22 protein-coding genes and 1 tRNA gene are annotated in these 25304 nt (G+C 73.2%); 8 read left to right on the top strand and 15 right to left on the bottom strand.

What is annotated here, in order from left to right:
* Positions 1-107: 107 nt before the first annotated feature.
* Together WME89_RS11445 and glnE are read right to left on the bottom strand one after the other, a co-directional pair.
* Positions 108-647 (bottom strand): hypothetical protein, encoded by a 540-nt coding sequence (locus WME89_RS11445; protein ID WP_438009229.1) that lies wholly within the window; start codon positions 645-647, stop codon positions 108-110.
* A 102-nt stretch (positions 648-749) separates the two neighbouring features.
* On the bottom strand, positions 750-3914 hold the full coding sequence (gene glnE / locus WME89_RS11440) for a bifunctional [glutamate--ammonia ligase]-adenylyl-L-tyrosine phosphorylase/[glutamate--ammonia-ligase] adenylyltransferase (RefSeq protein ID WP_438009228.1): 3165 nt from the start codon (positions 3912-3914) through the stop codon (positions 750-752).
* 125 nt (positions 3915-4039) lie between these two features.
* On the opposite strand from glnE, the gene WME89_RS11435 reads away from it, so the two are divergent.
* Both WME89_RS11435 and WME89_RS11430 read left to right on the top strand, forming a co-directional pair.
* The gene (locus WME89_RS11435; protein WP_438009227.1) at positions 4040-4825 is read left to right on the top strand and encodes a metallophosphoesterase family protein; all 786 of its coding nucleotides are present in this window, start codon (positions 4040-4042) and stop codon (positions 4823-4825) included.
* Positions 4826-4984: 159 nt separating this feature from the next.
* Positions 4985-5917: a diguanylate cyclase gene (locus WME89_RS11430; protein ID WP_438009226.1), complete on the top strand. Its 933-nt coding sequence runs from the start codon at positions 4985-4987 to the stop codon at positions 5915-5917.
* Between the two features lie 133 nt (positions 5918-6050).
* Here WME89_RS11430 and WME89_RS11425 read toward each other — a convergent pair whose 3' ends face one another.
* The 3 genes from WME89_RS11425 to fni all read right to left on the bottom strand — a co-directional run bounded on the left by WME89_RS11425 (position 6051) and on the right by fni (position 8585).
* Positions 6051-6428: a response regulator gene (locus WME89_RS11425; RefSeq protein ID WP_438009225.1), complete on the bottom strand. Its 378-nt coding sequence runs from the start codon at positions 6426-6428 to the stop codon at positions 6051-6053.
* 2 nt (positions 6429-6430) lie between these two features.
* Complete coding sequence (locus WME89_RS11420) at positions 6431-7276, bottom strand: GAF domain-containing protein (RefSeq protein WP_438009224.1); 846 nt, start codon at positions 7274-7276, stop codon at positions 6431-6433.
* Between the two features lie 229 nt (positions 7277-7505).
* Positions 7506-8585, bottom strand: a complete 1080-nt coding sequence (fni, locus tag WME89_RS11415; RefSeq protein ID WP_438009223.1) for a type 2 isopentenyl-diphosphate Delta-isomerase — start codon at positions 8583-8585, stop codon at positions 7506-7508.
* Between the two features lie 185 nt (positions 8586-8770).
* Between fni and WME89_RS11410 the strand changes: the two genes are divergently transcribed.
* Together WME89_RS11410 and argH are read left to right on the top strand one after the other, a co-directional pair.
* On the top strand, positions 8771-9730 hold the full coding sequence (locus tag WME89_RS11410; RefSeq protein WP_438009222.1) for a hypothetical protein: 960 nt from the start codon (positions 8771-8773) through the stop codon (positions 9728-9730).
* 18 nt (positions 9731-9748) lie between these two features.
* Entirely contained in the window at positions 9749-11041 is a 1293-nt protein-coding gene (gene argH / locus WME89_RS11405; protein ID WP_438009221.1) for an argininosuccinate lyase, read from the top strand.
* Between the two features lie 84 nt (positions 11042-11125).
* Here the strand turns inward: argH and rpiA are convergent, their stop codons facing one another.
* From rpiA to WME89_RS11370, 7 genes are all read right to left on the bottom strand, one after another.
* Entirely contained in the window at positions 11126-11824 is a 699-nt protein-coding gene (gene rpiA, locus WME89_RS11400; protein WP_438009220.1) for a ribose-5-phosphate isomerase RpiA, read from the bottom strand.
* 7 nt (positions 11825-11831) lie between these two features.
* A complete protein-coding gene (locus tag WME89_RS11395; protein ID WP_438009219.1) occupies positions 11832-12491 on the bottom strand; it encodes a phospholipase D family protein in 660 nt (219 codons plus the stop codon).
* Positions 12488-12931 carry an acyl-CoA thioesterase gene (locus WME89_RS11390; protein ID WP_438009218.1) on the bottom strand — a complete coding sequence of 148 codons (444 nt, stop codon included), beginning with the start codon at positions 12929-12931 and terminating at the stop codon, positions 12488-12490. Before WME89_RS11390 ends, WME89_RS11395 begins: the two co-directional genes overlap by 4 nt.
* A gap of 5 nt (positions 12932-12936) precedes the next feature.
* Positions 12937-13512, bottom strand: coding sequence for a DUF3501 family protein (locus WME89_RS11385; RefSeq protein WP_437652196.1), 576 nt, complete (start codon positions 13510-13512; stop codon positions 12937-12939).
* 29 nt (positions 13513-13541) lie between these two features.
* On the bottom strand, positions 13542-14918 hold the full coding sequence (locus WME89_RS11380; RefSeq protein WP_438009217.1) for a hypothetical protein: 1377 nt from the start codon (positions 14916-14918) through the stop codon (positions 13542-13544).
* A 177-nt stretch (positions 14919-15095) separates the two neighbouring features.
* Positions 15096-15524: a rubrerythrin family protein gene (locus WME89_RS11375; protein WP_436626570.1), complete on the bottom strand. Its 429-nt coding sequence runs from the start codon at positions 15522-15524 to the stop codon at positions 15096-15098.
* Positions 15525-15606: 82 nt separating this feature from the next.
* The gene (locus WME89_RS11370) at positions 15607-16284 is read right to left on the bottom strand and encodes a Fur family transcriptional regulator (protein ID WP_438009216.1); all 678 of its coding nucleotides are present in this window, start codon (positions 16282-16284) and stop codon (positions 15607-15609) included.
* 404 nt (positions 16285-16688) lie between these two features.
* Here WME89_RS11370 and rpsU point away from each other — a divergent pair, with 404 nt between their 5' ends.
* The 3 genes from rpsU (at position 16689) to WME89_RS11355 (ending at position 18494) form a co-directional block, all read left to right on the top strand.
* A complete protein-coding gene (gene rpsU, locus WME89_RS11365) occupies positions 16689-16913 on the top strand; it encodes a 30S ribosomal protein S21 (RefSeq protein ID WP_012234386.1) in 225 nt (74 codons plus the stop codon).
* Positions 16914-17107: 194 nt separating this feature from the next.
* Positions 17108-18229: a glycosyltransferase family 4 protein gene (locus WME89_RS11360; protein ID WP_438009215.1), complete on the top strand. Its 1122-nt coding sequence runs from the start codon at positions 17108-17110 to the stop codon at positions 18227-18229.
* Positions 18230-18419: 190 nt separating this feature from the next.
* A tRNA-Pro gene (locus WME89_RS11355) sits at positions 18420-18494 on the top strand.
* A gap of 168 nt (positions 18495-18662) precedes the next feature.
* Here the strand turns inward: WME89_RS11355 and WME89_RS11350 are convergent.
* Positions 18663-20255, bottom strand: a complete 1593-nt coding sequence (locus WME89_RS11350) for an amidase family protein (RefSeq protein ID WP_438009214.1) — start codon at positions 20253-20255, stop codon at positions 18663-18665.
* A gap of 87 nt (positions 20256-20342) precedes the next feature.
* Here WME89_RS11350 and WME89_RS11345 point away from each other — a divergent pair, with 87 nt between their 5' ends.
* Positions 20343-23066, top strand: coding sequence for an ATP-dependent RNA helicase (locus tag WME89_RS11345; RefSeq protein ID WP_438009213.1), 2724 nt, complete (start codon positions 20343-20345; stop codon positions 23064-23066).
* A gap of 1 nt (position 23067) precedes the next feature.
* Here the strand turns inward: WME89_RS11345 and WME89_RS11340 are convergent, their stop codons facing one another.
* Positions 23068-24105, bottom strand: coding sequence for a hypothetical protein (locus tag WME89_RS11340; RefSeq protein ID WP_438009212.1), 1038 nt, complete (start codon positions 24103-24105; stop codon positions 23068-23070).
* Complete coding sequence (locus WME89_RS11335; protein WP_438009211.1) at positions 24105-25199, bottom strand: bifunctional chorismate mutase/prephenate dehydratase; 1095 nt, start codon at positions 25197-25199, stop codon at positions 24105-24107. The genes WME89_RS11340 and WME89_RS11335 overlap by 1 nt, the downstream gene beginning before the upstream one ends.
* Positions 25200-25304 lie beyond the last annotated feature (105 nt).

Here is a 25304-nt window from a genome sequence, read left to right as displayed (position 1 = left end):
AGAGCCGCGCCGAGCGCAAAGGCGCTGCGAGCGGAGCGGAGCGGAGCGGAGCGGCCCAGCGCCGGCCGCGGCCGACGGAGATCTGCGAGCCTTCGTACCGAGCCGGACTACTGCGGGCCCACGCGCGTCAGCCCGAACCAGAGCAAGGCGTGCCACCGCTCTTGCCATCTCAGCAGCACGGGCCCGATCGCGATCCCGGGGCCGATGGCCCGCAGCTCGTCCTTGACGGCGCTCACGGGCCAGAGATTGCCGAACGCCTTCTCGCCATAGGTCAGCGCGAGCGTCGGCGCGCCGTCGAGCTCCGAGGGCAGGAGCTGCGCCTTGAAGCGACACACCTTGCTACCGAGGACCACGTTCATGCCGGAGTTTCCCCCGTGGTCGAACTCATTCCCTTTCCAGGGCATCCAGCGCGACGCGAGCGCCGCTATCAGCGGGCGCGTCGCCATGTGAACCCCGGCCGTCGGCTGCAGAGCGAGCAGGCGCCCTCGCGGGGCGTCGCCGAGCTCCGCCGGATCCGCCGGCCTGCCCGCCTCGTAGAACTGCCGCAGCGCATCCGGGTGCGCGCCGACGAGGTCATCGAGGGAGGTCATCTGGTGAGTGCGGCGCGCGACCGCCGGCTCCGCGTGCTGCTCGCTCTGGGTGGTCATCGTCTCGCGCTGGCATTCCACCGCGCCTCGCGAGGGTCAACGGCAACCGTCAGCGCGCCGCTCCGCCGCGCGGCGCGCTCGGCTCCCCGTCAGCCGGCGCGATCAGCTCGCCGCTCCGCCGCGCGGCGCGCTCGGCTCCCCGTCAGCCGGCGCGCTCGGCGCCACCCCGCGCGCGACGATCGCCTCGTAGGCCGCCCGGACGCGCTCGGTGATCTCGACGTAGCGCGCGAGCAGCTCCCTCGCCGCCTCGGCCGCGGTGCGCCCCCGGATGCCCGTCCGCCGGGCGAGGAGCGGCACCCCGGGCGCGTTCTCCTCGAGCAGCTGCGAGGCGTCCGCGTGCACGATGCGGATCCGCTGCTCCAGCTTGCGCAGGAACGCATGGCCGTCACGGAAGGCCTCGGCGTGCTTGGCCGACAGGTACCCGGCCGAGGCGAGCGCGTCGATCGCCGAGAGCGTCTCGGTGGTCCTGACGCGCGGATCGGCGCCGTGGCGGATCTGCAGGAGCTGCACCGCGAACTCGATGTCCGCGAGGCCGCCCCGCCCCAGCTTGAGGTCGCGCCGGCCGCGGCGCTCGTTCGAGAGCTCGCGCTCCATGCGGAGCCGGAGCCGGTGGATCTCCTCGGCGATCCGATCGAAGTCGTCCGCCTGGAGGTACGCGGCCTCGTGCGCGATCGAGATCGCCTCGGCCCCGAGCTCGGGATCGCCCGCCGCCGCGCGGGCCCGGATCAGCGCGAGGCGCTCCCAGATCGCGGCGCGGATGTGCCGCACCCCGCGCGACGAGTCCGGCCCCGCGGACGCCGAGGCCGCCTCGCCCGCGCGGCGAATGCCGTGATAGCGGGCGAACGACTCGACCGACGTGACGAGCAGCCCCTGGCTGCCGGACGGGCGCAGGCGCGTGTCGAGCTCGTAGCCGGGCCCCGCCGCGTGCGACATGGAGATGAGCCGGATGATCTGCCGGGCGCGCCGCGCGTAGTACGTGCCGGGATCCGAGCCGGGCCCCTGATCGCCGGACGGCGCGCACGCCGGGTCGAACAGGAAGAAGACGTCGAGATCGGAGCCGTAGCCGATCTCGCGGCCGCCGAGCTTGCCCATGGCGATCACGGCGAGCCCCCGCACCGGCTCCCCCGCCGGCGTCCCCAGCGCGAAGCGCGTCGCGGCCTCGAGCGACGCGTCGGCGAGGTCCGAGAGCGCGAGCGTCGCCTCGCGCGTGCCGACCTCGCCGCCCAGGTCGGCGAGGCCGACCTCGATGGTGACCCGCGCCTTCGCGCGCCGGAGCGCGGCGATGAGCGCCTCCTCGGGATCGTCGTCCGGCGCGGCCTCGCTGAGGCTCTCCTCGATGGTGTGCCTGATGACGTCGGGGCCGGGCGCGCCGCGCGCGAACAGGACGACGTCGACGAGCTCGGGGTACCTCACCATGGCGTCGCCGATGAACGCGCTCGACCCGAGCGCCTCGACGAGCCTGCGGAGCGCGCGCGGATCGTCGCCGAGCATGCGCGCGTAGACCGAGGAGTGCCGGATGCGGGAGAAGCACAGCCGCAGAAAGCGCGCGGCTTGCTCCGGATCGGCGGCGTCGACGACCGCGGCGAGCAGCGTCTCGGCGAGCGGCGAGGACGCCTCGCGGCTGCGCGCGCCGAGCAGGCCGTCGGGGTGCCGCGAGAGCTCGAAGAGGTCGTCCGCGACGTCGCGGAAGCGCGCGACGAGCGAGGCGTTCGCGCCGGGCTCCGGCGGCGCGGCGCCCGGCGCGGCGAGCTCGGCCGCGGCGCCCGTGTCCGCAGCGGCGCCCTCCGGCTCGCCCGCCCTGCCGAGGACGAGCACGGCGTGCTTCGCGAGCGCCTCGGCGAAGGTGTCGCGGTCGCCGTGATCGAGCGCGGCCACCGCCTCGACCCACCGCGACGGCCGGGAGCTCCCCTTCGGCAGGAGCGACAGGAGCCGGGCCTTGATCTGCCTCTGGCGCTGCGCCGTATCGGCGAGGAACGCCGCGGCGTCCTTGAAGCGCAGCGTCCGGGCGAGGCGCTCCATCGCGGCCTCGCTGTCGGGGAGCAGGTGCGTCTGCACGCCGGTCGCGGACTGGACCGCGTGCTCCGCGCGCCGGAGCGCGAGGTAGCCCTCCACGAGCTCTCGCCCCTCCCGGTCGGTCACGTACCCGAGCGCGCGCAGGCGCCGCAGGCCGTCGAGCATGCTCTGCGCGCGCGCCCGCGGCTCGCGCCCGCCCCAGATGAGCTGCAGCGCCTGCACGAAGAACTCCGCCTCGCGGATGCCTCCGGGCCCGAGCTTCAGGTCGCGTGAGGCTTCGTGCGAGAGCTCCGCGCGCGCGCGCTCGACGAGCTCGATCATGTCGCCGGCGAGCTGCGGATCGACCCGGCGCCGCCAGACGAACGGGGCGAGCACCCCGAGCGCCTCGGCGCCGAAGTCGAGATCACCGGCGATCTCGCGGGCGCGGAGCAGCGCGGCGCGCTCCCAGAGGCGGCCGAACGACTCGTAGTAGCGCTCGGCGGCGGCCAGGGAGTTGACGAGCGGGCCGCTCCGCCCCTCGGGGCGGAGCCGGAGGTCCACCCGCCAGACGAAGCCGTCCTCCGTGACCTCCTCGAGCGTCGACGTGAGGCGGCGCGCGACGCGGGCCCAGAAGTCGTGCAGGGTGACCGAGACGGCGCGATCGCCGGAGGGGCCTACCTGCCCTTCGTCGGTGTCGTAGAGGTAGATGAGGTCGACGTCGGAGCCCGCGTTCAGCTCGTCGCCGCCGAGCTTGCCCATCCCGAGGACGACGAACTTCGATCGCGCGCCCGTCGCGGTGCGCGGCTCTCCGAACCTCGCGGTCACGGCCGAGACGGCCTCCGCGAGCGCGACCTCGACCGTGGCCTCGGCGAGCGCGGTGAGCTCGCGCGCGGTGACGTCGACGTCCGCGCCGCCCGCCGAGGGCGGGAGCAGCTCGCGCAGGGCGACGCGGATCCGCTCGTCGCGCGCCATGCGCCGCAGCTCCCGGCGGACGCGGTCGGCGTCCGAGACGTCGCCGACGCGGGCCCGGAGCCGCGACAGGTACGTGGCGCGGTCGCGGGCCGTCTGGTGGCCCTCCGCCGCGAGCCGCTCCGCGATGTCCGGATTTGCCTCGATGACCGCGCCGATCGCGGGGTAGGCGGCCGTGAGGAGCGCCGCGATGGCGAAGGCCATCGTCCCGGGGCGCAGGCGAGGCGACAGCCGCGCCGCGCGGTCCTTCACGCGTTGCTCATCGATCGCGTTCGCGATCTCCAGGAGCCTCGAGACCTGTTGCATGGCGCGAGGCTAGCAAGACCGTGGGGCCGCGAACGCCGGTTCCGCAGCGCCCGACCGCCAGTTTATCGTGCCCGGCCCTCACCTCGCGCCTTGGCGGAGCCCCTCTCCGATCCTATGCTCGCCGGGTGCGATTGCTCTGCGTCTCGGATATCCATGGCCACGCCGACGCGCTCGCGGCGGTCCTGGCCACCGCCGAACGCCGAGGCTACACCCAGCTCCTGGTCGCCGGAGATCTCTGCTTTCCCGGCCCGAAGCCCCTCGAGACGTGGCGCCGGCTCACCCAGGCCAAGGCGGTGTGCGTACAGGGCGTATCGGATCGCGCCCTGGCGACGCTGGACATCCACAACGTCAGGCCGCGGAGCGAGCACGAGCGGGCGCGGCTCGATCGCCTCGCCCAGACCCGCACCGAGCTCGGCGAGCTGATCCTCGCGCGGCTGGCGCGGCTCGCCCCGACCCACCGCCTGCCGCTCGAGGACGGCGGCGAGCTGGTGCTGGTCCACGGCTCCCCTGCGGATCCGCTGGAGCCGATCACGCACGACATGACGGACGAGGAGGTGCTCTCGCTCCTCGGCGACGACCCGGCCGACGTCGTGATCTGTGGCGGCTCCCACGTCCCGTTCGACCGCATGGTGGGCGGTGTCCGCATCATCAACGTCGGCTCGGTGGGGGAAGCGCCCTGCTCGATCCGGGGCGACGTGCGGGACGTGCGAGACGTGCGAGACGTGCGAGACGTGCGAGACGTGCGAGACGTCGATCGCATGCGCGGCGGCGCGCGCCCTTCCGCCGAGCTGGTGCGGAGCGGGCCCGTCACCACCTATGGCACGGCTCACGCCGACGCGACGTTCGTCGAGCTCCGGGCGGGCGAGCTCTGGGTCGAGCAGGTCGTGGTGCCGCTCGGCAGAGCCGCGTGAGGGCGAAAGCCCGCGGGAGCGCCGAGGCGGGGACGACCTCCGCGGCGCGCGTGATGCGCACAGGCGCGCGCCACGCATCCTACCCGACAACGAACATCGCCGGCGCCGCGCCCTCGCGCTTGAACCTGTTTCAAGGATTGACGATCATCCTCAGGGAGCATGGGCAGCTACCCCCCCGACGATGATTTCGAGGCCACGCGGGTGGCCAACGTTGGGGAGCTCCAGAAGGAGGTCCCGGCGCGCTCGCCGAAGGACCGCGCCTACCTCATCGTGCTCGCCGGCTCGAACGTCGGCGAGATGTACCGGGTCGAGGGCGCCGAGATCGTGATCGGCCGGGCGTCGGGGGCGACCATCCGGCTGAACGACGACGGCATCTCGCGGCGCCACGCCCGCCTGCTCCAGCTGGACAGCCAGGTGCTGATCGAGGATCTCAACAGCTCCAACGGGACGCTGGTGAACGGCGAGCCCGTGACGCGCGTCCGCCTGCACGACGGCGACAAGATCCGCCTCGGCTCGACGACCGTCCTCAAGTTCACGTACCACGACTACCTCGATGAGTCGTTTCAGCAGCAGATGTACGATGCCGCGCTGCGCGACGCCCTCACGAAGGCCTTCAACAAGAAGTACTTCCTGGACCGGCTCGAGGCCGAGGTGTCCTATGCGCGGCGGCACAGCGCTCCGCTGTCGCTGCTCATGTTCGACGTCGATCATTTCAAGAGGATCAACGACACGTTCGGGCACCTGGCCGGCGACTACGTCCTCGCGCGGATCGCGAAGATCGCGAGCAACACGGTGCGCACGGAGGACGTGTTCGCGCGCTACGGCGGCGAGGAGTTCGGCATCCTGTGCCGCGGCGTCGCGCTCGAGAACGCGGGCATCCTCGGCGAGCGGCTGCGGCTCCTCATCGAGGGGTCGGTCTTCGAGCACGAGGGCGTCCGCGTGCCGACGACGATCAGCATCGGCGTCGCGGCGCACCCCGACATCCCGGTGCAGAGCGGCCTGGAGCTGATCGCCGCGGCCGACGAGGCGCTCTACGAGGCGAAGCGCACCGGCCGCAACCGCGTCCTCCTGAAGTTCGGCCCGAGGCCGTAGGCCTGCGCCAGGCGGCGCGGGCGAGCGGCGCGCCGAGGCCCGCGGTCCGAGCAGGCCGCCCACGGGCCTGCCCGAAGCGCCGCGCCGGCCAGCGCCGCCCGCGCGCCTCCGCCGGTGCGGCGCGGCGGGCGCCTCAGTCGATCTTGAGGAGCTCCTTGACCTTGGCGATGACCTGGGGAGCCTGGATCGGCTTCGTGATGTACGCGTTCGCGCCGAGCTGCAGCGCGCGCTGGCGATCCTCCTGAGACCCCTCGGTGGTGATGATGATGATCGGGGTGTCCTTGTGGACCGGATCCGTGCGCACGCGCTTGACGAGCTTGAGCCCGTCCATGATCGGCATGTTGATATCCGTGATGATCACGTCGTACTTGGTCGAGGCGAGCTTGCGGAGACCGTCGACGCCATCATCCGCCTCGGTGACGCGGAGGTTCTTCACGCGCGCGAGCGCGAAGACCAAGAGCTGCCGCATCCTGGGCGAGTCTTCAACGATCAGACACGAGTACTCGGCCATGATCAGTCCTCCAGGTCCAGGAATGCCTGGACGCCGGGCACCTTCCGGCCGGCGTCGGTGAAGAGCCGCGCGTTGATGAGGGCGGGGGCGGCCTGGGCCCCGAGGAGCTTGAAGAGCTCGGTGTCCACGTTCACGAACTCCGTCTTTTGCGGGAGCGTGCTGAAGATCGCGATGACACCCACGGTGCGCCCGTTGAAGTCGAGCGGGATCACCGCAGCGGGATCCTCGATGCCCCCCTTGGAGACGTCCTTGGTCTCGTCGAAGAAGATTTCCCCCTTCGAGAATGCCTCGCCGACGGCCCCTTCGGTCACCGGCATGCGCACGATCTCCTCCACGGCGACGCCTTCGCTCGCGATCGAGACGAGCTCCTTACCATCGGGCGACGCCAGGTACACGGAGAAGGCGCCCGCCCCGAGGAACTGCGCGAGGAGCTCCTTCAGGTTGCGGAGGACATGGCGCACGTTGCGCGCCGCGTGCAGCTGCGACAGCGCGACGTACAGGTTCGCCAGGTTCGCGAGCTCCCCCTCCGCCTCCGAGTAGCGGCTGTTGAAGCGGTCCGAGGCCGCCACCATCCGCACCGATTGCGTCACGAGGTCGCGCTTCTCCTGCTCGAGCTCCTCGATCTTGCGGAGCAGATCGCGGATGGCCGAGTCGCTCGCAAGGTGCGCGCGGAGCTTGCCGTTCTCCGACTCGAGCTCGGTGATCTTGTCACGAAGGCGCTCGTTCTCGCGGAGGAGCTCCTCGGTCAGCTGCGCCCCCTTGCGGAAGAACTGCTGAATGAAGGCATCGCGCTCCTTCTTCAGGTCCTCGGGGGGACGATCGCTCGGACGCCCTTTTTTCTCCGTCATTTTATCCCGGGGTTCTCCAGAGCTTCGGACCGTATCATGCGGGGCTGACCGGACGGAAGCGTCGAGCGCGGGCCGCAGCCGCGCCCGGACCCCCCTGCCGAAGGGGCGAGCGTCCAGCGTCCCGCGCGCCCCGCCCCGCCGTCGTCACAGACGCTGGGCTGGGCCCGCTGGCCCTGCCCCGGGGGCGGGTCCCCCGCCTGCCCGGCCCGCCTCCCCCCTTCTCCACCGCTTACGCCTTCTCCATCTGCTTCAGCAGCTTGGCCCACTGGCGCAGCTCTCGGCCGAGCAGCACCGGCGTCTTCCGGAGCGACGCGACGTCGCGCGCCCCGACGAGCAGCATGACCGCCCGGAGCTCCGCCTCGATGTTCTCGAGGTACCGCACCGCGGCGTCCCGCCCCCCCGAGACGAAGGCCTGCAGCACCGGTCGCGCGATGCCGGCCGCATGCGCGCCGAGGGCGAGCGCCCGGGCGATGTCAAGGCCGCTCGTGATGCCCCCGGTCGCGATCACGGTCTTGAAGCGGGGACGGATGGTGCGGGCGATGAGCACCGACGCGGCGGTCGGCACCCCCCACTCGCGCAGGGCCTCGCCGAGGGAGCGGGCGGCGCCGCCGGCGCGCTCCGTCTCGACCGCGACCCAGGACGTGCCTCCGGCGCCGGAGACGTCGAGGTTGCGGACGCCCGCCCGGACCAGGCGGTACGCCGTCCCCGGGCCGATCCCGCAGCCGGTCTCCTTCGCGACGACGGGGACGCTGAGGCCGTTCGCCAGCCGGCTGATCGCCTCCAGCGCGCCGGTGAAGTCGCGGTCGCCGCCCGGCTGGACCAGCTCCATCGCGGGGTTCAGGTGGACGCACAGCGCGTCGGCGCCGACCTGGGCCACGAGCTCGGCGACCGCCTCCGTGGACAGCGACCGCGCCTGCACGGCGCCGATGTTCCCGAGCAGCAGGGCGGTCGGCGCGTGCTGGCGGACCTCGTACGTCGCCGAGGCATCGCCGTTCAGCATCGCCCGCTGGCTGCCCAGCCCGAAGCCATACCCGCGCTCCTCGGCGATCTGCGAGAGCTCCCGGTTGATCACCTGCGCGCGCTCGGTCCCGCCGGTCATCGCCGCGATCAGGAGCGGCGCGCGGAGCCGCTTGCCGAGCAGCAGCACCGAGGTGTCGATCGCGTCCACGGAGAGCTCCGGCAGCGCGTCGTGGATCAGCTCGACCTGTTCCAGAAGCGTGGTCTTGGCCCGGAATCCGACGTCACCCGTCGCGCAGAGCTCGATGTGGTCGGCTTTCCTCTCGGAGATGTCCTTCGCCTCTTCGGTCATGGGGGCACAACTTTACGCGGTCGCTGACCGCCGTCGAAAAGGAAGTGCCATGGACGAAAAATCGACAAAAAAGGATCGACCAGGAGTCGAGCCAGGGCCTGACAGGGGGCCGGCCTTGGCCTCGGGCGCCCCCGCTGCCGAAGCTACTGCGCGACCGGCGCGCGGCCGTGGCATAAAGTAGACCCATGGACCTACCGGAAGAATCGCAGATCCGCTGGATCCTTCGGACGACTGCCGCCCTCCTCCAGCACGGCGCCGAGCCGGTCCGAGGGCTCGTGCAGCCGACGGCCGAGTTCTTCCCCGATCCGTTTGACGGCTCGCCGAAGACCGTGGCCGCGCTGATGCTGCGGGTGCAGGAGCACGCCGGGCTCCAGGATGTCCCGGTGGAGCTCGCGGTGGTCACCCCGGAGGGGCAGGCCAGCACCGTGAGCTGCTCGAGCGGCGCGTGCGGCGGGGTGGCGCTGGACACGAAGCTTGAGCGCGTCGCGCGGCGCGACGACGGCGGCTACAGGGTCGCCATCTCGGCGGGCGAGCTCCGCAACCCCACGGTGCTCACGACGGCGTTCGTGCGCGCTGTGTCGTTCATGTTCCTGAGCGAGGCCGCCGCCTTCGACTCCCTCGTGCCGCCGGATCGCGAGCCCGCCATGGATCTCGCCGCCGTGCTGCTCGGCTTCGGCGTCCTCGCGACGAACGGATCGTACCTGTACGCGAAGGGGTGCGGCGGCGTGCAGGTGCACTCGGCGACGAAGATGCCTGTCGACGAGCTCGCGCTCGCGCTCGCCGTCTACTGCCGGCTGCACGACGTGCCCGACCGGACCGCCGCGCGGCACCTCGACGTGACGCCGCGCGCCCACTTCGACGAGTCCGCCGTCTGGGCCAGCTCCAACGTGGCGCTCGTGCGCATGCTGCGCAGCGCCCCGGACCGGATCGCCGCGGACGACTTCTCGATCGGCGAGTCGAGGAGCTGGCTGGCCCGCGCGCTCGGCCTCGGCAAGCGCCGGCCGGCGCGGACGGCGGATGACGAGCTGCGAGAGCTCGAGCGAGAGCTCGCGTCCGGCGCGGCGAAGCGGCGATCGCTGGATGAGGGCAAGGCGAAGAAGCTCGCCGAGATCCGCGCTCTCGTGGACGAGAGCCTGGAGAGCTGAGAGAGCAGAGAGAGCTGAATGAGCGTACGACTCTGGGATAAAGGGGGCGCGACCGACGCCCAAATGCTCCGTTACACCTCGCGCGACGACTGGCAGCTCGACCAGCGCCTCCTCGCGTACGACCTGCGGGCCACGATCGCGCACGTCCGCGGCCTCGCGCGGATCGGCGTGCTCAGCGAGGAGGAGCGGGACGCGCTCGTCCGCGAGCTCGAGGTGCTCGCGAAGCAGAACGAGGCCGGCGAGCTGCGGCTCACCGAGGACGACGAGGACGGCCACAGCGCGATCGAGGCCGCGCTGGTCGCCCGCATCGGCGACGCGGGCAAGAAGGTGCACACCGGCCGGAGCCGGAACGACCAGGTGCTCGTCGCGATGCGCCTCTACGAGCGCGACGCCCTGGACGAGCTCGCCGAGCACGCCACGGCCGGCGCCCGCGCCCTGCTCGATCTCGCGCGGCGCGAGGCGGAGACGCCGATGCCCGGCTACACGCACCTGCAGCGGGCGGTGCCGTCGTCGGTCGGCTACTGGGCCGCCTCGTTCGTCGAGGGGTTCGCCGACGCGGTCGACGTCGTCCGCGCGACGCGGTCGCTCGTCGATCGCTCCCCGCTCGGCGGCGCCGCCGGCTTCGGCGTGAACCTGCCGCTCGATCGCGTCGGCGTCGCGCGCGAGCTCGGGTTCGCCGGCGTTGCCCTGAACCCGCTGGCCTCCCAGACGTCGCGCGGCATCATCGAGGCGCAGATCCTCGCGGCCGCGTGGCAGGTCGTCGCGGTGAGCCGCCGGCTCGCGTGGGATCTCAGCCTGTTCGCGATGAGCGAGCTCGCGTTCATCCGGCTCCCGGACGCGTTCACCACCGGCTCCTCGATCATGCCGCAGAAGCGCAACCCCGACGTCGTCGAGCTCATGCGCGCGGCCTGCTCCGTGGTCCAGGGGGCGCTCGCCGAGGTGCAGTCCCTCGTGGCGCTCCCGTCTGGTTACCACCGCGATCTCCAGCTCACGAAGGGCCCCACCATGCGGGGCCTCGACGAGGCGCTCGCGACCTCGCGCCTCCTGCCGCGGCTCGTCGAGGGGCTCGCGTTCGACAGCGAGCGCATGGCCCAGGCGATCACGCCGGAGTGCTTCGCGACGGATCGCGCCGTCGAGCTCGCCGTGCAGGGCGTCCCCTTCCGCGAGGCCTACCGCAAGGTGGCGGCCGAGATCGCGGCGCTCCCCGCCGGCGACGCCGCGGCGAGCCTGCGCGCGCGCGTGTCGCTCGGCGCGCCGGGCAACCTCGCGCTCGACGAGCTGGCCCAGAGGCTGGAGCGGAACGCGCGCTAGCGCCGCGTCTCCATCGCGAGCTCGGCCTGGCGGTGCGCGGGCGGCGTTGCCGGCTGCCCGGCGCTGCCAGTGGAGGATGGCGGGTTAGCGCTGGCGGTGGAGCTCGCGGACTGCGCCCGGCTCGGCCACCAGCACGAGGGTCGCCATGTCGAGGAAGAGGCCCGTGTCCATGACGCCCGGGATCTTGCGGATGCGGGCGTCGAGCTCCGCCGGGGCGTCCATCGGGCCGAACGCTGTGTCGAGGATCCAGTTGTGGTTGTCGGTCTGGAAGGGGTACCCGTCCGCGTTCTTGCGGACCGCCGGCTTGCCCCCGAGCGCGGCCAGGTGACGCGCGGCCGACGCGCTGGCGAAGGGCACCACCTCGATCGGGATGGGGACGCGTGAGCCGAGCTTCTCGACGAGCTTCTCGGGGGTCACGAGGATGATGAAGCGCGCGGCCTCGTAGGCCACCACGCGCTCGCGGAGGAGCGCGCCGCCGAGGCCCTTGATGAGGCCCAGATCGGGCGCAACCTCGTCGGCGCCGTCGACGGCGACGTCGAGGCGCTCGACCTCCTCGAACGGCAAGATCGGGATGTTCTCGCGGCGGGCGAGCGCCGCCGAGCGCTCCGACGTGGCGACGCCCTGGATCTGGAGGCCGCCGCGGACGCGCTCCCCGAGGCGCCGGATGAAGGCCTCGGCCGTGCGCCCGGAGCCGAGCCCGAGCAGCATCCCGCTGTCGATGCGCGCCAGCGCAGCGACGGCGACACGATCCAGGTCGGCGGGGTCAAGTGCCGCGGTGCTCATGCGCTGCTCATCGGCCATCGCGGCCGCCAGCGCAACGGGATTTTTCGACCTGATCGAGCGGCGCGGGGCAAAGCGGCCGGAGCCGGCAGCCCTTGCACTCGGCGCCCGTCCAGATGGCGTCGAACGTCGCCTGCATCTCGTCGAGCAACAGGTCGTCGTCGGTGAGCACGCCCGCCTCGAAGTTGCGCCGCCCCTCGCCCTTCGCCCCGAGCCCGGCGCCGGTGAGGTTCGCGGAGCCGAGGTACAGGAGCGAGCCGTCGACGGCGATCATCTTCAGGTGGACCCGCGGGCAGCGCCGCATCTCGATCGGCGGCCGCGGGCGGCGGCGGAGCTCCGCGCGGAAGGCGCGCGACGGCACGCCGGCGTGCAGCAAGCGCAGCTCGACCCCGCGGGCGGCGAGCGCGTCGAGCAGGTCGAGGAACGACATGTACCGGCCGCGCGCCCGCGCCCTCGACCCGATGGGCGCCTCGACGCGCAGCTCCTTCACGTTGGCCGTCGCGATCCACACGGAGACGCGCGCGTTCGCGACGGCGCCCATGACGAGCGTGTCGTAGTGGGCCCTGTCGCGGAGGAGCGTCAGGTCGACCCGCCGCTCGAGCTGGGAGCGCGGCCTCGCCCCGTCGGCGGCGCGCGCGCGCGGGCGCGACGGTCGCGGCCGCGCGCTCACACCCGGCGACCGGCGCTGGCAGGCGCCTGCTCGGGCTCCAGGTGGGCGCTGAGCAGCGCGCGGACGTCCTCCGGCATCGGGGTCGACGCGAGCTGCTCGAGATCGGTGGTCACCACCGTGTGCCGGAGCTCGGCCGACAGCACGCCGTCGTGGGTGCGGACCATGCGGTACCTGAACGTGGCGCTCCGCCTGCCGAGGTGGACGACCGACGTCTCGATCCGCAGCGTCTCGCCATAGCGCACCGGCGCCGCGTACTCGGCCTCGACCCGCACCGCCGGCAGCCCGATCCGCCGCCCGAGGATGAGCGCGGCGTAGCCGCCCTCGAGCGGCGCGAAGAACCGCTCCATCGCCTCGTGCGCGTAGTTGAGGAAGCGCGCGAAGAAGACGATGCTCGCGGCGTCGACGTCCTCGAACTTGATCGGGCGCTCGAGGGAGACCATCGCGCCTAGAGGAGATCCTCGGCGAGCTTCTCCAGGGTCGCTCTCCCGAGCGGCACCTTCACGGCGTAGCGCGGGTGCGCGACGACGAGCGACACCGCCGCCTTCTTCGCCTTGATCGCGGCCTGCGCCTCCGCCGGGAGAGCCACCTTGAGGTAGTGCACCGCCGTGGTGCGGTCCTCCATCGCCCCCTCGCGCTTGCCGAGCGCCCGCGCGGCCACGCCGTCGACGTCGAGCGACACGGTGTCCTCGAGCCCGACGAGGTCGACGAGCATCTTGTCGCGGAGCGCTCGGTCGGGGATCTCGACGAAGAGCGTCAGGCTGAGCTGCCCCTCCCCCGGGACGAGATCGTTGTACGTCTCGATCTCGTGGAGGATGCCGCTCTCGCTCGTGATCCGCTCGGTGCGGAGCATCTCCTGGATCTGGAACAGCACCGAGTCGCGGTTCTCGAACACCGCGGTCAGGTGGTCCCCGATCCGGACGCGGCGGGGCCGCTTCTCCTCGATGACGCGGTTGCGGAATCGCTCGCGGATCGCCTCGTATTCGCCGATCCCGAGCACCTCGTTGCGATCGATGGGACGCATGACGGCTCCTCTCCTTCAACCAACGTCGGTCACGACTTCGGACCGAGATACGAGGTCGGGCCGAGCCCGTACGCGTGGGCGAGCGCCTCGACCGGGTGCAGCACCTTCGCGCCGTTCTCCTTGACCATCCGGAGGCCGGCGAGGGTGCAGTCGCTGACGATGACGTCCGCGTCGGCGACGCCGCGCACGAGCTTCGACGCGTACTTGCGGCCGGTCTCGTAGTGGGCCGCCTTCATCCCCCACGTGCCGTCCACGGCCGAGCACTGCTCGACGACGCGCACCTCGGTGTCGGGGATGACGCCGAGCACCCTGGCGCCGGGGAAGCCGATCTTCTGCGCGCGCAGGTGGCACGCGGCGTGGTACGCGATCGTGCCGAGCCCCTTCTTGAACTCGCGGTTGAGCTTCTTCTCGCGCCCGAGCTGGACGAGGAACTCCATCATGTCGACCGTCGCGGCCGCGACCTCGCGCGCCTCCGGCGTCTGCAGGTACTCGGGCCACTCCTTCTTCATCGTGTAGCCGCACGTCGGGCCGATCACGACGATCTTCCTCCCCATGCGCACGTGCGGGAGCAGGAGCGCGACGTTCTGCTTCACCTTCGCCATGAAGGCGTCGAGATCGCCGCCGTCGAGGTTCGGCATCCCGCAGCACGTCAGCGCGCCGGCCGGGGCGTCCTCTGGCTCGTCCGCGGCGGGGCAGCCGGGCACGTGCACCGCGTAGCCGTTGTGCTCGATGACGCGCACCGCCGCCTCGGGGACCCCGGGCGTGTTGTACTCGCCGTAGCAGGTCGCGAAGAGCACCACGGAGCCCTGCTTGCCGGCGTCCTCCGCGGCGCTGTGCTCCACGAACCACGACGAGAACGGCTTGCGCGCCATCTCCGGGAGCGGGAACTCCGACGAGATCCCGGTCACCTTCTCCTGCACCTTGCGCAGCAGGCGGCTCGCCTGCACGAGGTTCGAGAGCGGCGCGACGGCGCCCGAGCCCAGCTCGCCGATGAGCTGCGGCTCGCCGAGGATCCTGTCCACGAGCGGGATGCCCTCCCGCTGGGCGCGCACCGCGCGCTCGCGCGCCATCACGCGCGGGTAATCCAGGAGCTCGTACGCGTGCTCATCGGCCGTGTACGGGCACTTGATGTAACAGATCTTGCACTGCCAGCACTCGTCGCCGATCGCCTTGAAATCGTCGTAGGTGAGCGCCTCGGCCCCCTCGGCGACGCCGCCCTCGATGTCCCTGTCGACGCGGGCGAAGAGCTCCGGGAACGAGCCGCAGTACCCGACGCACATGCGGCACTCGTGGCAGATCTGGAACGTCCGCCGCAGCTCTGCCTCGAGGTCGCGGGGGTCGAGATATCGCTCGTCGTTCGGCGATGTCGCCGGTGGACGGTCTGGTGCACGCCGGATGACGCTCACTGGTCGGTTCCTCTCAACATCACCTGGGTTCGTGGCGGTTCGTGGAGAATGGGCGGCTCACCGCCGCCCGGCGCCGGACGGCGGCTCAGGATCGGGAACGACGGCGCAGGCGCCCCGGGTCGAGCCGCCGGCGGCTCGGCGCGATCCGGGGCGCTCGCGCTCCCTGCTCGGGCAAGCTCAGAAATCGAGCGACTGCAGGGCCTTCTGGAAGCGCCCCGCGTGGGACTTCTCGGCCTTGGCGAGCGTCTCGAACCACTCGGCGATGTCGTCGAAGCCCTCGTCGCGGGCCTCCTTGGCGAACCCCGGGTACATCGTCTCATACTCGTGGGTCTCGCCGGCGACGGCGGCCTTCAGGTTCTTCTCCGTGCTGCCGATCGGCAGCCCGGTCGCCGGATCGCCCGCCTGCTTGAGGTAGTCGAGGTGGCCGTGCGCGTGGCCCGTCTCGCCGTCGGCCGTGTCCTTGAAGAGGCCCGCGACATCGGGGCGACCTTCCACGTCGGCGACCTTTGCGAAGTACAGGTAGCGGCGGTTTGCCTGCGACTCGCCGGCGAACGCGTCCTTCAGGTTCTGGTGCGTCTTGGTGCCCGTAAGCTGCTTGGTTGCCATGTTGATCGCTCTCCTTGGTTGAACGGCTGGGACGATGGATCCCTGGTGCCGCGCAGGTCGACTCGGTGGCTCGGCGGCTCCGCTAGACACGTTCGGGGCGCCGCGCCCCTCGAGCCCCTGCAGGGCGTAGTCGATTGCTCGCCACCGCGCGCCCGGCGTCTCGCGCCTTCGCCTGCGCGGTGGCGTCTCGCTGGCTGTCCTTCGCGCATGCAGCGCAGATCCCCCGGTAGATCCGCTCGACGGCGCGGATCTCGAAGCCAGGCGCGGCCGCGAGCGGCGCGGGGGCGGTCTCCTCCGGACGCTCGGCGAACGGCTCGCACGGCACGTCGCGGACGAGCCCGCAGCGGTCGCAGACCGCGTGATGGTGCGGCGCCATGTTCGGATCGAAGCGCGACGCGCCGGGGGACAGCGACAGCGCGACGCAGAGCCCCGCGGACGCCAGCGCGTCCAGCGTGTTGTACACGGTGGCGAAGCTCATGGTCGGCAGCGCCGGCCGGAGCCGCTCGAACAGCTCCTGCGCCGTCGGATGGGTCGGGTCGGCCGCGAGCTCGCGCACGATCGCCAGGCGCTGGGGCGTGAGCTTGAGCCCGGAGGACCTCACGCAGGCCAGCATCGAAGCGACCCGGGCGTCCTCGGCGAGCCCCTCGCCGCCGAAGCCGGGCGCACGCCCCCGCGGAGGGCGGGATGCGGAACCCTTGGCGACAGGTGTTCGCGGGGCGGCCACGGCGAGATCGATACTTAGAAAGTTTCTCAGTTGCAAGTCCTAACAATCAGGACCCGCGCGATGAATCGCGCGCGGCCACGGACCGACGGGCCGAGCCGCGACGGGCCAAGCGGCAGGCGACGGGCCAAGCGGCAACTGAGCGGCAACTGATGACCGGCGGCGACATACGAAGGGCTACGGGTCGAGAGGAGCGACGGGCCGAGAGGGGCGACGGGCCGATGAGGCAAGCCACGGCAGACCGGGAAACCAGGCGAATCAGGCGAGGCGCGCGGGACGGAGGGCGCCGCGTCCGCGCCCTCCGTCCCGCGGGGATGCCTCTTGCTAGGCTCGGGGGGCTCTGCCATAGTGCGCGCCCCGCGCTGCCGGCCCCCCGCCGGCTTGCATTTCCGCCCGCCAACTGGGCCAGTTTTTTCCCCAGCAACAAGAGGACGCTTCGAGACATGCCGACAGATGCCATTCAGTGCAAACCGCTCGAGGTCGCCGTGGGCGACAAGGGCATCGAGCGCGCCATCAAACACCTCAAGAGGAAGATGGCCGCCGAGGGGATCCTCCGCGAGCTGAAGCGGCGTCGGCATTACATGAAGCCGTCCGTGAAGCGACGGAAGAAGGCCTCCGAGGCTGCTCGCCGCCGCCGGAAGCGGTCGAAGATGGACATGGTCGCCTAGAACGACCGTCCCTCCGCGAAGAGGAACGGCCAAGACGCAGAAGACGCGCGGGGACGCTGGATCAAGCGTCCGCGGCGTGCTCTGCGTCTTGTCATTTTGTTTCATCGGTCCGGACGGCGTGACGTGACCCTGGCCGCGCATCCGAGCGACGCGGACGCGGCGCACATGCCGCGCCCCGATCCCTGAGGCCCCCGATGCGCGCCGTCGTGGTCACGACGTCCTATCCGGTCAGCGACGAGGATCCGTCGGGCCATTTCGTGCGGTCGTCGGCGCAAGCGCTCGCGCGCAGCGGGGCCGAGGTCCACGTGATCGCCGCCGGTGGCTCGGTCCTCGATTCGCCCTCGCAGGACGGCGGGCTCGTCGTGCATCGCGCGGGCGGGGGCGCGCTCTTCGCGTGGCCGGGCGCCGTGGCGCGCGCGCGCGAGTCGCCGCGCCGGCTGCTCTCTGCGGGCCCGTTCGCGCTCTCGGTGCTCGCCCGGCTCCGCGAGATCGGTCCGGTCGACCGCGCGGTGGCGCACTGGATCGTCCCCTGCGCGTGGCCGCTCCTGCTCGCCGCGCCCCGCGCGCGGCTCGAGGTGCGCGCGCACGGCGCCGACGTGCGGCTGCTGCTCGGCGCGCCCCGCGCGGCGCGCGCGGCGGTCGTGGGCGCGCTCCTCCGGCGCGACGCGCGCTTCGTCTTCGCCGCGCGCGCTCTCCTCGATGTCCTCGCGGGCGCGCTCGCCCCGGAGCAGGCGCGCGCGCTCGTCGACGCCTCGCGCGTCGAGCCACCCGCGTTCGATCTTCCGCCCGTCGCCGAGCGCGCGCGCGCGCTCCGGGGCGACCTCGCGCAGCGCCCGGGCGAGCGCCTCGCCGTCGTGGTGTGCCGGCTGATCCCGACGAAGCGGGTCGAGCTCGCGATCGAGGCGGCGCGCGCGGCGGGCCCCAGGCTGCGGCTCGTCGTGATCGGCGACGGCCCGGAGCGCGCCGCGCTCGAGCGACGCGCGGGCTGCGGCGATGGCGCCGCGGCGAGCGCAGGCGACGCGGGCTGCGGCGCGGTGCGCTTCACGGGCGCGCTGCCGCGCCGCGAGGCGCTCGCGTGGATCGCGGCGGCGGACGTGCTGCTGCACCCCTCGTCGCACGAGGCTGCGCCCACGGTGATCCGCGAGGCGCGCGCGCTCGGCGTGCCCGTCATCGCGTGCGACGCGGGCGATGTGATCGCATGGGCCAAGGACGACGGCGGGATCCTCGTCGCGGAGGGCACCGCAGCGAGCCTCGCCGCCGCGCTGCGCACCGTCGCGTCGCGCCGCTCGGATCGCGCGCCCGCGTCGCTCCCGTGAAATTTCCCCGAGGGCAGCGACGTTCTTGCGAAGCGGCCTGCGGGCCGACCTGTGGCGCGCGCCCTGACTTCCGCCGACGCGGGCGCCCCGTCCGGAGCGGTCCTCGATGGGTGACGCGAAACCCTTGCAATTCGTGAGGCTTCGACTACGGTGCGCCTCGCTCCGCACCGAACGAGGCGGCGGAGTGGCTCGGGGCGTAGCGCAGCCTGGTTAGCGCACTTGACTGGGGGTCAAGGGGTCGGTGGTTCGAATCCACTCGCCCCGACTGGTCCGGCGGAGAAGGTTCTCCGGCGGACCTTTCGGCTTTGTGGGCCTTCTGTGGTGATCGACTGTGGGCGCGCCGGGCAACGGCGGCGCGGCCCGGTGCCCGCTGGGTGCCCGCTGATTGAGTCGCGGTGGCGCGCGCATCATCGAGCGCCCGGCCTTCGCCGCGTCAGCCTGCGAGCGCGGGCGGCGCGACCGGTGTGATGGGCCGATCCGGCTCGCCGGCGAGCTCGTCCTCGATGGCGATCATGGCGGCCAGCACCACGTGATCGCTGAAGGGGAAGCCGACCACCTGCACGCCGACGGGCAGCCCCTCGCTCCTCGCATCGACCTCGGCAGCCCGCTTCTCCAGCCGGTCGCGCGGCCGCTCGCGGCGCGCCTCGTCGGCCCGCACGCGGGTCACGGGGACGACGCCGGCCGGGAACTGGACGAGGTTCCAGAGCATCGCGGGGCTGCCCGCGAGGACGAAGTCGCGCGACGCCGTGTGCGGCAGGGCAGGCGTGGCATACGGCGGGCAGAGCAGCACGTCGAGCGCCTCGGCGCGCATCGCCGACGCGATCGCGGCGCGCGCCTCGCGCAGGGCGTGCGTGACGCGCCAGAACTCGGAGACGGACTTCGGCCCGGTGACATCGAGGAGCCGCTGGAGCCGCCGCTCGCCGGCGAGCCCGGCGACGCGCGCGGCGAGGCGGCGCGCGACCGGCGGGAGCGTGGCCATGGCGCGGAGCGAGCGGAGCGAGACGTCGACCTCGGCCCCCTCGGCGCCCTCCGTGAGCGCCAGCGCCGTCGCGCCGCCGTCCGCCGACAGCGCCGCGAAGTACCCGTAGACCGCGTCGGGGATGCCAGGCGGCGTGAACGGCACGACCGTCGCGCCCCGCGCGCGCAGGGCCGACGCCGCCTTCACCACGGCGCGGGCGACGGCGGTCGATGAGGGGACCAGGCCGTCGTCGCAGTAGAACCCCACGCGCAGCCGGTTCACCTCGACGCTCGCCGGCTCGGCCATTGGGAAGGGCGGCACGCGCACGTCGAGCTCGGCCATGGTCGCGGGATCGAGCTCGGACACGACGAGCGCGAGGTCGCGGGCGCTCCTGGCCATGGGGCCGATCTGCGAGCGGATCGCCTCCTGCCCGAGCAGCGCCGAGTTGCTCCCCTGGTTGGTCCAGCGATCGAGCGTGGGCTTCAGGCCGGCGATCCCGCAGCAGTGCGCGGGGACGCGGATGCTGCCGCCGACGTCCGTGCCGATGCCGAGCGGCGACATGCCCGCCGCGATCGCGGCGGCCTCGCCGCCGGACGAGCCGCCGGGGCTGTGCTCGAGGCTCCACGGGTTCGCCGTCTGGCCGAAGAGCGGGTTGCGCGCCTCGTTGTAGAGGAGCAGCTGCGAGACGTTCGTGCGCCCGAGGATCACGGCCCCCGCGCGGCGGAGCAGCGCCGTGACGGCCGCGTCGCTGGCCGCCCGGTGGCCTCTGCGGGACGCGACGCCCAGCGTCGAGGCCATGCCGGCCATGTCGAGCGACTCCTTCACGGTGACCGGCAGGCCGTGGAGCGGGCCGCGGACGTCCCCGCGGCGACGCTCGTCGTCGAGGCCGCGGGCGGCCGCGAGCGCCTCGTCGTGGAGCACCTGGGTGAACGCCCTGATCCGCGGCTCGAGCGCGTCGATGCGCGCGAGGTGCGCCCGCGTGACCTCCTCGGAGCTGACCTCGCGCGCGGCCAGGAGCGCGGCGAGCACTGTCGCGGAAAGATGGGTCGGATCGGTCGAGACGCTCACGGTATTCGACGAGTATCACAGGTCCGCGGACGCCAAGGATTGCTAGGCTCCGGGGCCGCGCTCCCTCCGCGGAGGAGCACCGAAGCCATGCAGCCGCTGCCGATCGATCCGATCCTCCCCGACCTCTGCGCCACCCTGCGCGCGCGCTCTAGCGTGGTGCTCGAGGCGCCGCCCGGGGCGGGCAAGACGACGCGCGTGCCGCGCGCGATGCTCGACGCCGGCTTCGCGGAGCGCGGCGAGATCCTGGTGCTCGAGCCGCGGCGGCTCGCGGCGCGCCTGTCCGCGCGCCGCGTGGCCGAGGAGCTCGGCGAGCGCGTCGGCGAGACCGTGGGCTACACGATGCGCTTCGAGGAGGCCGCCGGCCCGGCCACGCGGATCCGGTTCGTGACCGAGGGCGTGCTGACGCGGCGGCTCCTCGTCGATCGCGAGCTCCGCGGCGTGAGCGCCGTGGTGCTCGACGAGTTCCACGAGCGGCACCTCGCGGGCGACGTGGCGCTCGCGCTGCTCCGGCGCCTGCAGCGCGGCGCGCGACCCGATCTCCGCGTCGTCGTGATGTCCGCGACGCTCGACGCCGGGCCGATCGCGGCGTTCCTCGGCGGGCCGGCGCCGCAGCCCGCCCCGGCGACCGACGCCGGAGTCGACCACGGCGCGCCGGGGATCGGGGCCTCGCCGGCGCCGGTCCTGCGCGCCGAGGGGCGGATGTTCGACGTCGCGATCGAGTACCTGCCGGCCGCTCGCGTGAGCGCGCAGGCCCACGGCCCTGGCGACCGCCGCGCTCCGCCGCACTGGGGCGACCGGACGCTCGAGAGCCTGGTCGCCTCGTCGGTGCGGCAGCTGATCGAGGAGGGGCTCGACGGCGACGTGCTCGTGTTCCTGCCTGGCTCCGCGGAGATCCGGCGGTCGATGGAGGCGTGCGCGGCCCTCGCGAAGAGCGAGGACCTCCTGCTCCTGCCGCTCCACGGCTCGCTGTCGGCAGCGGAGCAGGATCGCGCGGTGCGCCCCGGGGATCGGCGCAAGGTCATCCTCTCGACCAACGTGGCAGAGACCTCCGTCACCATCGACGGCGTGGTGGCCGTCGTCGACAGCGGCCTCGCGCGCGTGGCCTCGCACGCGCCCTGGTCGGGGCTGCCGACGCTCCGCGTCGCGCCGGTCGCCCGCTCGGCTGCGGCGCAACGGGCGGGCCGCGCGGGCCGCACGCGCCCCGGCCGCTGCCTCCGGCTCTACACGCGCGGGGACCTCGCCGCGCGGCCGGAGCACGAGGCGCCCGAGATCCGCCGGCTCGACCTCGCCGAGACGGTGCTCGAGCTCTGCGCCGCGGGCGTCACGGATCTCGAGGGCTTCGGGTGGCTCGAGGCGCCGCCTGCTGCCGGGCTCGCCGCGGCCGAGGCGCTGCTCGTGCGGCTCGGCGCGCTCGACGAGGGGCGGCGCGTGACGCCGACCGGGCGGCGGATGCTGCGCTTCCCTGCGCACCCGCGGCAGGCGCGGATGATCGTCGAGGCCGAGCGGCGCGGCGTCGCGGACGACGGGTGCTCCCTCGCGGCGCTCGTCGCGGAGCGCGATCTCGGCGCGCCCGCGGGCCCGCGGGAGGGCCACGGGCGCCGCAGCGACGCGCGGCACAGCTCCGACCTGCTCGCGGCGCTGCAGGCCTTCGAGGAGGCCGACCGCGCGCGGTTCGCCGTGGACCGGCTGCGGTGGCTGGGCATCGACCCGGCGCGCGCGCTCGCGGTGGAGCGCACGCGCAAGCAGCTCTCTCGGCTCGCCGACCACCGGAGCGCGGCGCCGCCGGAGACCGCGGAGGCGCGCGAGATCGCCCAGCGCATCGCGATCCTCGCGGGCTACCCCGACCGGGTGGGGCGCCTCCGCCGCCCGGCCAACGCCTCGGGCAGGAGCGGACGGGAGGTCGTGCTCGCCGCCGGCGGGACGGCCGCGCTGTCCGAGGCGAGCGTGATCGAGGAGGTCGATCTCGTGGTCGCGGTCGACATCGAGGAGCGCAGCGAGGGGCGCTCCGCGCGCACGATCGTCCGGGCGGCGAGCGCGATCGAGGCCGACTGGCTGCTCGACCTCTTCACGGACGCGATCCGGGACACGACGGAGGCGACGTGGAACGCCGCCGCGGAGCGCGTCGAGGTCGTGCGCCGGCTCTCGTACGACGCCCTCGTGCTCGACGAGTCGCGGCCCGCCGTGGGCGCGAGCGGCCCGCTGTCCGAGGCGGCGGCGCGGGAACTCGCCGCGCAAGCCAGGGCGAAGGGGTGGCGGGCGTTCGTGAAGGGCGACGCGCTCGAGGGATGGCTGCTGCGGGTCGCGTTCGTGCGCGCGCACTGCCCCGACGCCGGGCTGCCCGACCTCGGCGAGGACGCGGTGCTCGCCGCGCTCGAGGCGCTCTGCGCCGGGCGGAGGAGCTTCGCCGAGCTCCGCGACGCGGATCTGGCGGGCGCCGTGCACGCGTCGCTGCCCCCCGCGAAGGCGCGCGCGGTCGCCGAGCTCGCCCCCGAGTCGATCGTCCTGCCCGGCGGGCGGCGGGCGCGGCTCGAGTACGCGGCGGGCGCGCCGCCGTCGCTCGCGTCCCGGCTGCAGGACTTCTTCGGCATGGCGGAGGGGCCGCGCGTCGCCGGCGGGCGGGTGCCCGTGGTGCTGCACCTGTGCGCGCCGAACCAGCGCCCCGTCCAGGTCACGACCGACCTGTCCGGGTTCTGGGCGCGCCATTACCCGGCCATCGCCAGGGAGCTCCGCCGCCGGTACCCGAAGCACGCGTGGCCGGACGATCCGGCCCACGCCGCGCCGCCCACGCGCGCGCCGCACCGCAAGGGATGAGTCAGCGCACGAGCGCCACGCTCCTCGCCGTCTCGGCGGCGGTGCGGAGGAGCATGCGCACGATCCCCTCGCCGAGCGGCAGCGTGAACGCGACGTCGCTCTCGCGCTGCGCGACCTGCATCGGAGGGACAGAGCCGTAGCCGAAGCCCCACGACGACAGCAGGCTCGCGATCCTGGCGACCTGCTCGAGGTTGCGGAGCGCGACGGCGCCGTTCGCCGCGCTCTGCGGGTCCGTGTACGTGAGGGCGCCGGCGAAGTTAACCCCGGGCGGCTGGAAGTTGCCGATCACGCGCACGTACTGGAGGCCCGCGACGAACGGGAGCTGCCCTGCCGCGGACGCGACCGCGGGCTGGCTCGTGACGTCGCCGGCCATGGCGAACGACGCGTTCTTCGTGCTCAGGAGCTCGACCATCCACGACGGCACGGAGCGCTGCAGCTTGCTGAAGCGGAGCCGGTCGAGCGCCCGCCGCATGCCGGTCTCGTTGCCGGTGAGGATCGTGTGCGGCGTGAGCACGACGAAGCCGACGTTGCCGGCCGTGAAGAGGTCGTTGTCGGCGTAGCGCGTCTTCACGAGCGGCGCGCCGATGACCGTGACCGTCCTGGCGTCGGCGGCGCGACGGATGGCGTCGACGTCGAAGTTGCCTTGCATGACGGCGCAGAAGTCCGCGCCCTGCATCGCGTACAGGCCGCCATAGACCTTCGCGATGTCGCGCGCCGGCACGAAGTTCGACTCCGGGCCGAGCGGGAGCAGGCTCGCGATGATCTGGCTCACCTCCCCCCCGAGGCCGGAGGCGAACAGCGCCGCCGCGTCGAGGTAGCCGACCATCACCGCGCCGCTCGGCAGGACCGCCAGCGGATCGCGATCGATCGCCGTCGCGTCGATCTTCTCTCCGCCGACCAGCACCAGGCTGTCGTCCGCGCCGCCGCAGCCGGCGAGCGCCGGGGCGGCGAGCGCCGCGATCGCGAGCGCGCCCGCGGCGCGGCGCAGGGCGGCGGCGCATCGAGAACGCAGCAGCATCCGCATCACCGGGCTCGCCATCAGGCGCGCTCGTGCGGCGGGTCGGGGCGCTCCAGGGGGAAGGAGCCGATGATCTTCAGCATCTTGGTCTCGCGCTTCACGCCCTCGAGCGCCGCGACGAGCGCGCGGTCGGTCGTGTGGCCGCTGACCTCGACATAGAAGACATAGTCCCAGCCCTCGCCGGGGACGGGCCGGGAGTGGACGCGCCGGAGATTGCAGCTGCGCTCCTTGAAGTGCTGGAGGATGTCGTGGAGCGCGCCGGGCCGATCGTGGACGCTGAAGAGGAGCGCCGTGGCGTCGTGGCCCGAGCGCGACGCGGGGAGGCGCGAGAGCACCGCGTAGCGGATCCGGACCTCGCCCTCGTCGCCGACGTTCTCGCGCGCGATCCGGAGCTCCTGCCCGCCGTCGAAGCCGCGGGGGACGATGGCCGCGCTGCCCTCGTTCTCGGCCGCGAGGTCCCAGGCGACCTGCGGGCACCGCACGTCGAGCACCAGCGCGCGCGGGTGCTGGAGCTCGAGGTAGTTCACGCACGCCACGTGGTCCTGCGGCGAGCAGTAGACCCGCTCGACGTCGGCGAGGTTGCCGCTCCGGTTCACGAGGTCGAGCGCCTGCGCGAGCTGCCGCTCGCCGACCACCTTGAGATCGGCGCCGCCGATCGCCTGGATCGTCGGGAAGATCGGCCCTTCCTTGAACGACTCGTACGGGACGACGGCGAAGTCCGCGCGCGAGCGCGCGACCTCCTCGATGGCGGCGGCGGGGCTGTCCGCGCGGACGAACTCGCCGCCGACCCCGAAGTGATCGTGCGCCGCGGTCCAGCCGAAGTCGCCCTCGGCGCCCAGGTACGCGACCCGGGGCGCGACCTCGAAGGCGCGCGAGGCCGCGTCGATGGCGACGAAGATCGGCCGGACGGCGCGCTGCGGGAACGGCGGCGTGACGGCGCGCTCGAGCGTCTGTATGTGGGCGGCATCGGCCGTGGGGGCGAACCGGGCCGTGCCCGTCCTCAGCTTGGCCAGGTCGTGGGCGATGCGAGCCCGGCGCTCGATGCCGCGTAGGATTTCTTGATCCAGCTCCGTGAGCTGCCGGCGGAGCTCCTCAAGTCGCTTTCTCTCATCCATTCCGGCCACCCTAGCACCGCCCCCGGCGCAGGTGGGCTCGCAGCACGACAAGCGCCTGGACAGGCCGCACCCCGCACGGCGCCCCGCCGCGCAGGGATGGCTACA

Source organism: Sorangium sp. So ce321 (genome assembly GCF_051530195.1).
In the GTDB taxonomy this organism is placed as follows: domain Bacteria; phylum Myxococcota_A; class Polyangia; order Polyangiales; family Polyangiaceae; genus Sorangium.
Note: the sequence above shows the minus strand (reverse complement) of the source record. Positions and strands in the feature narration are given on the sequence as shown.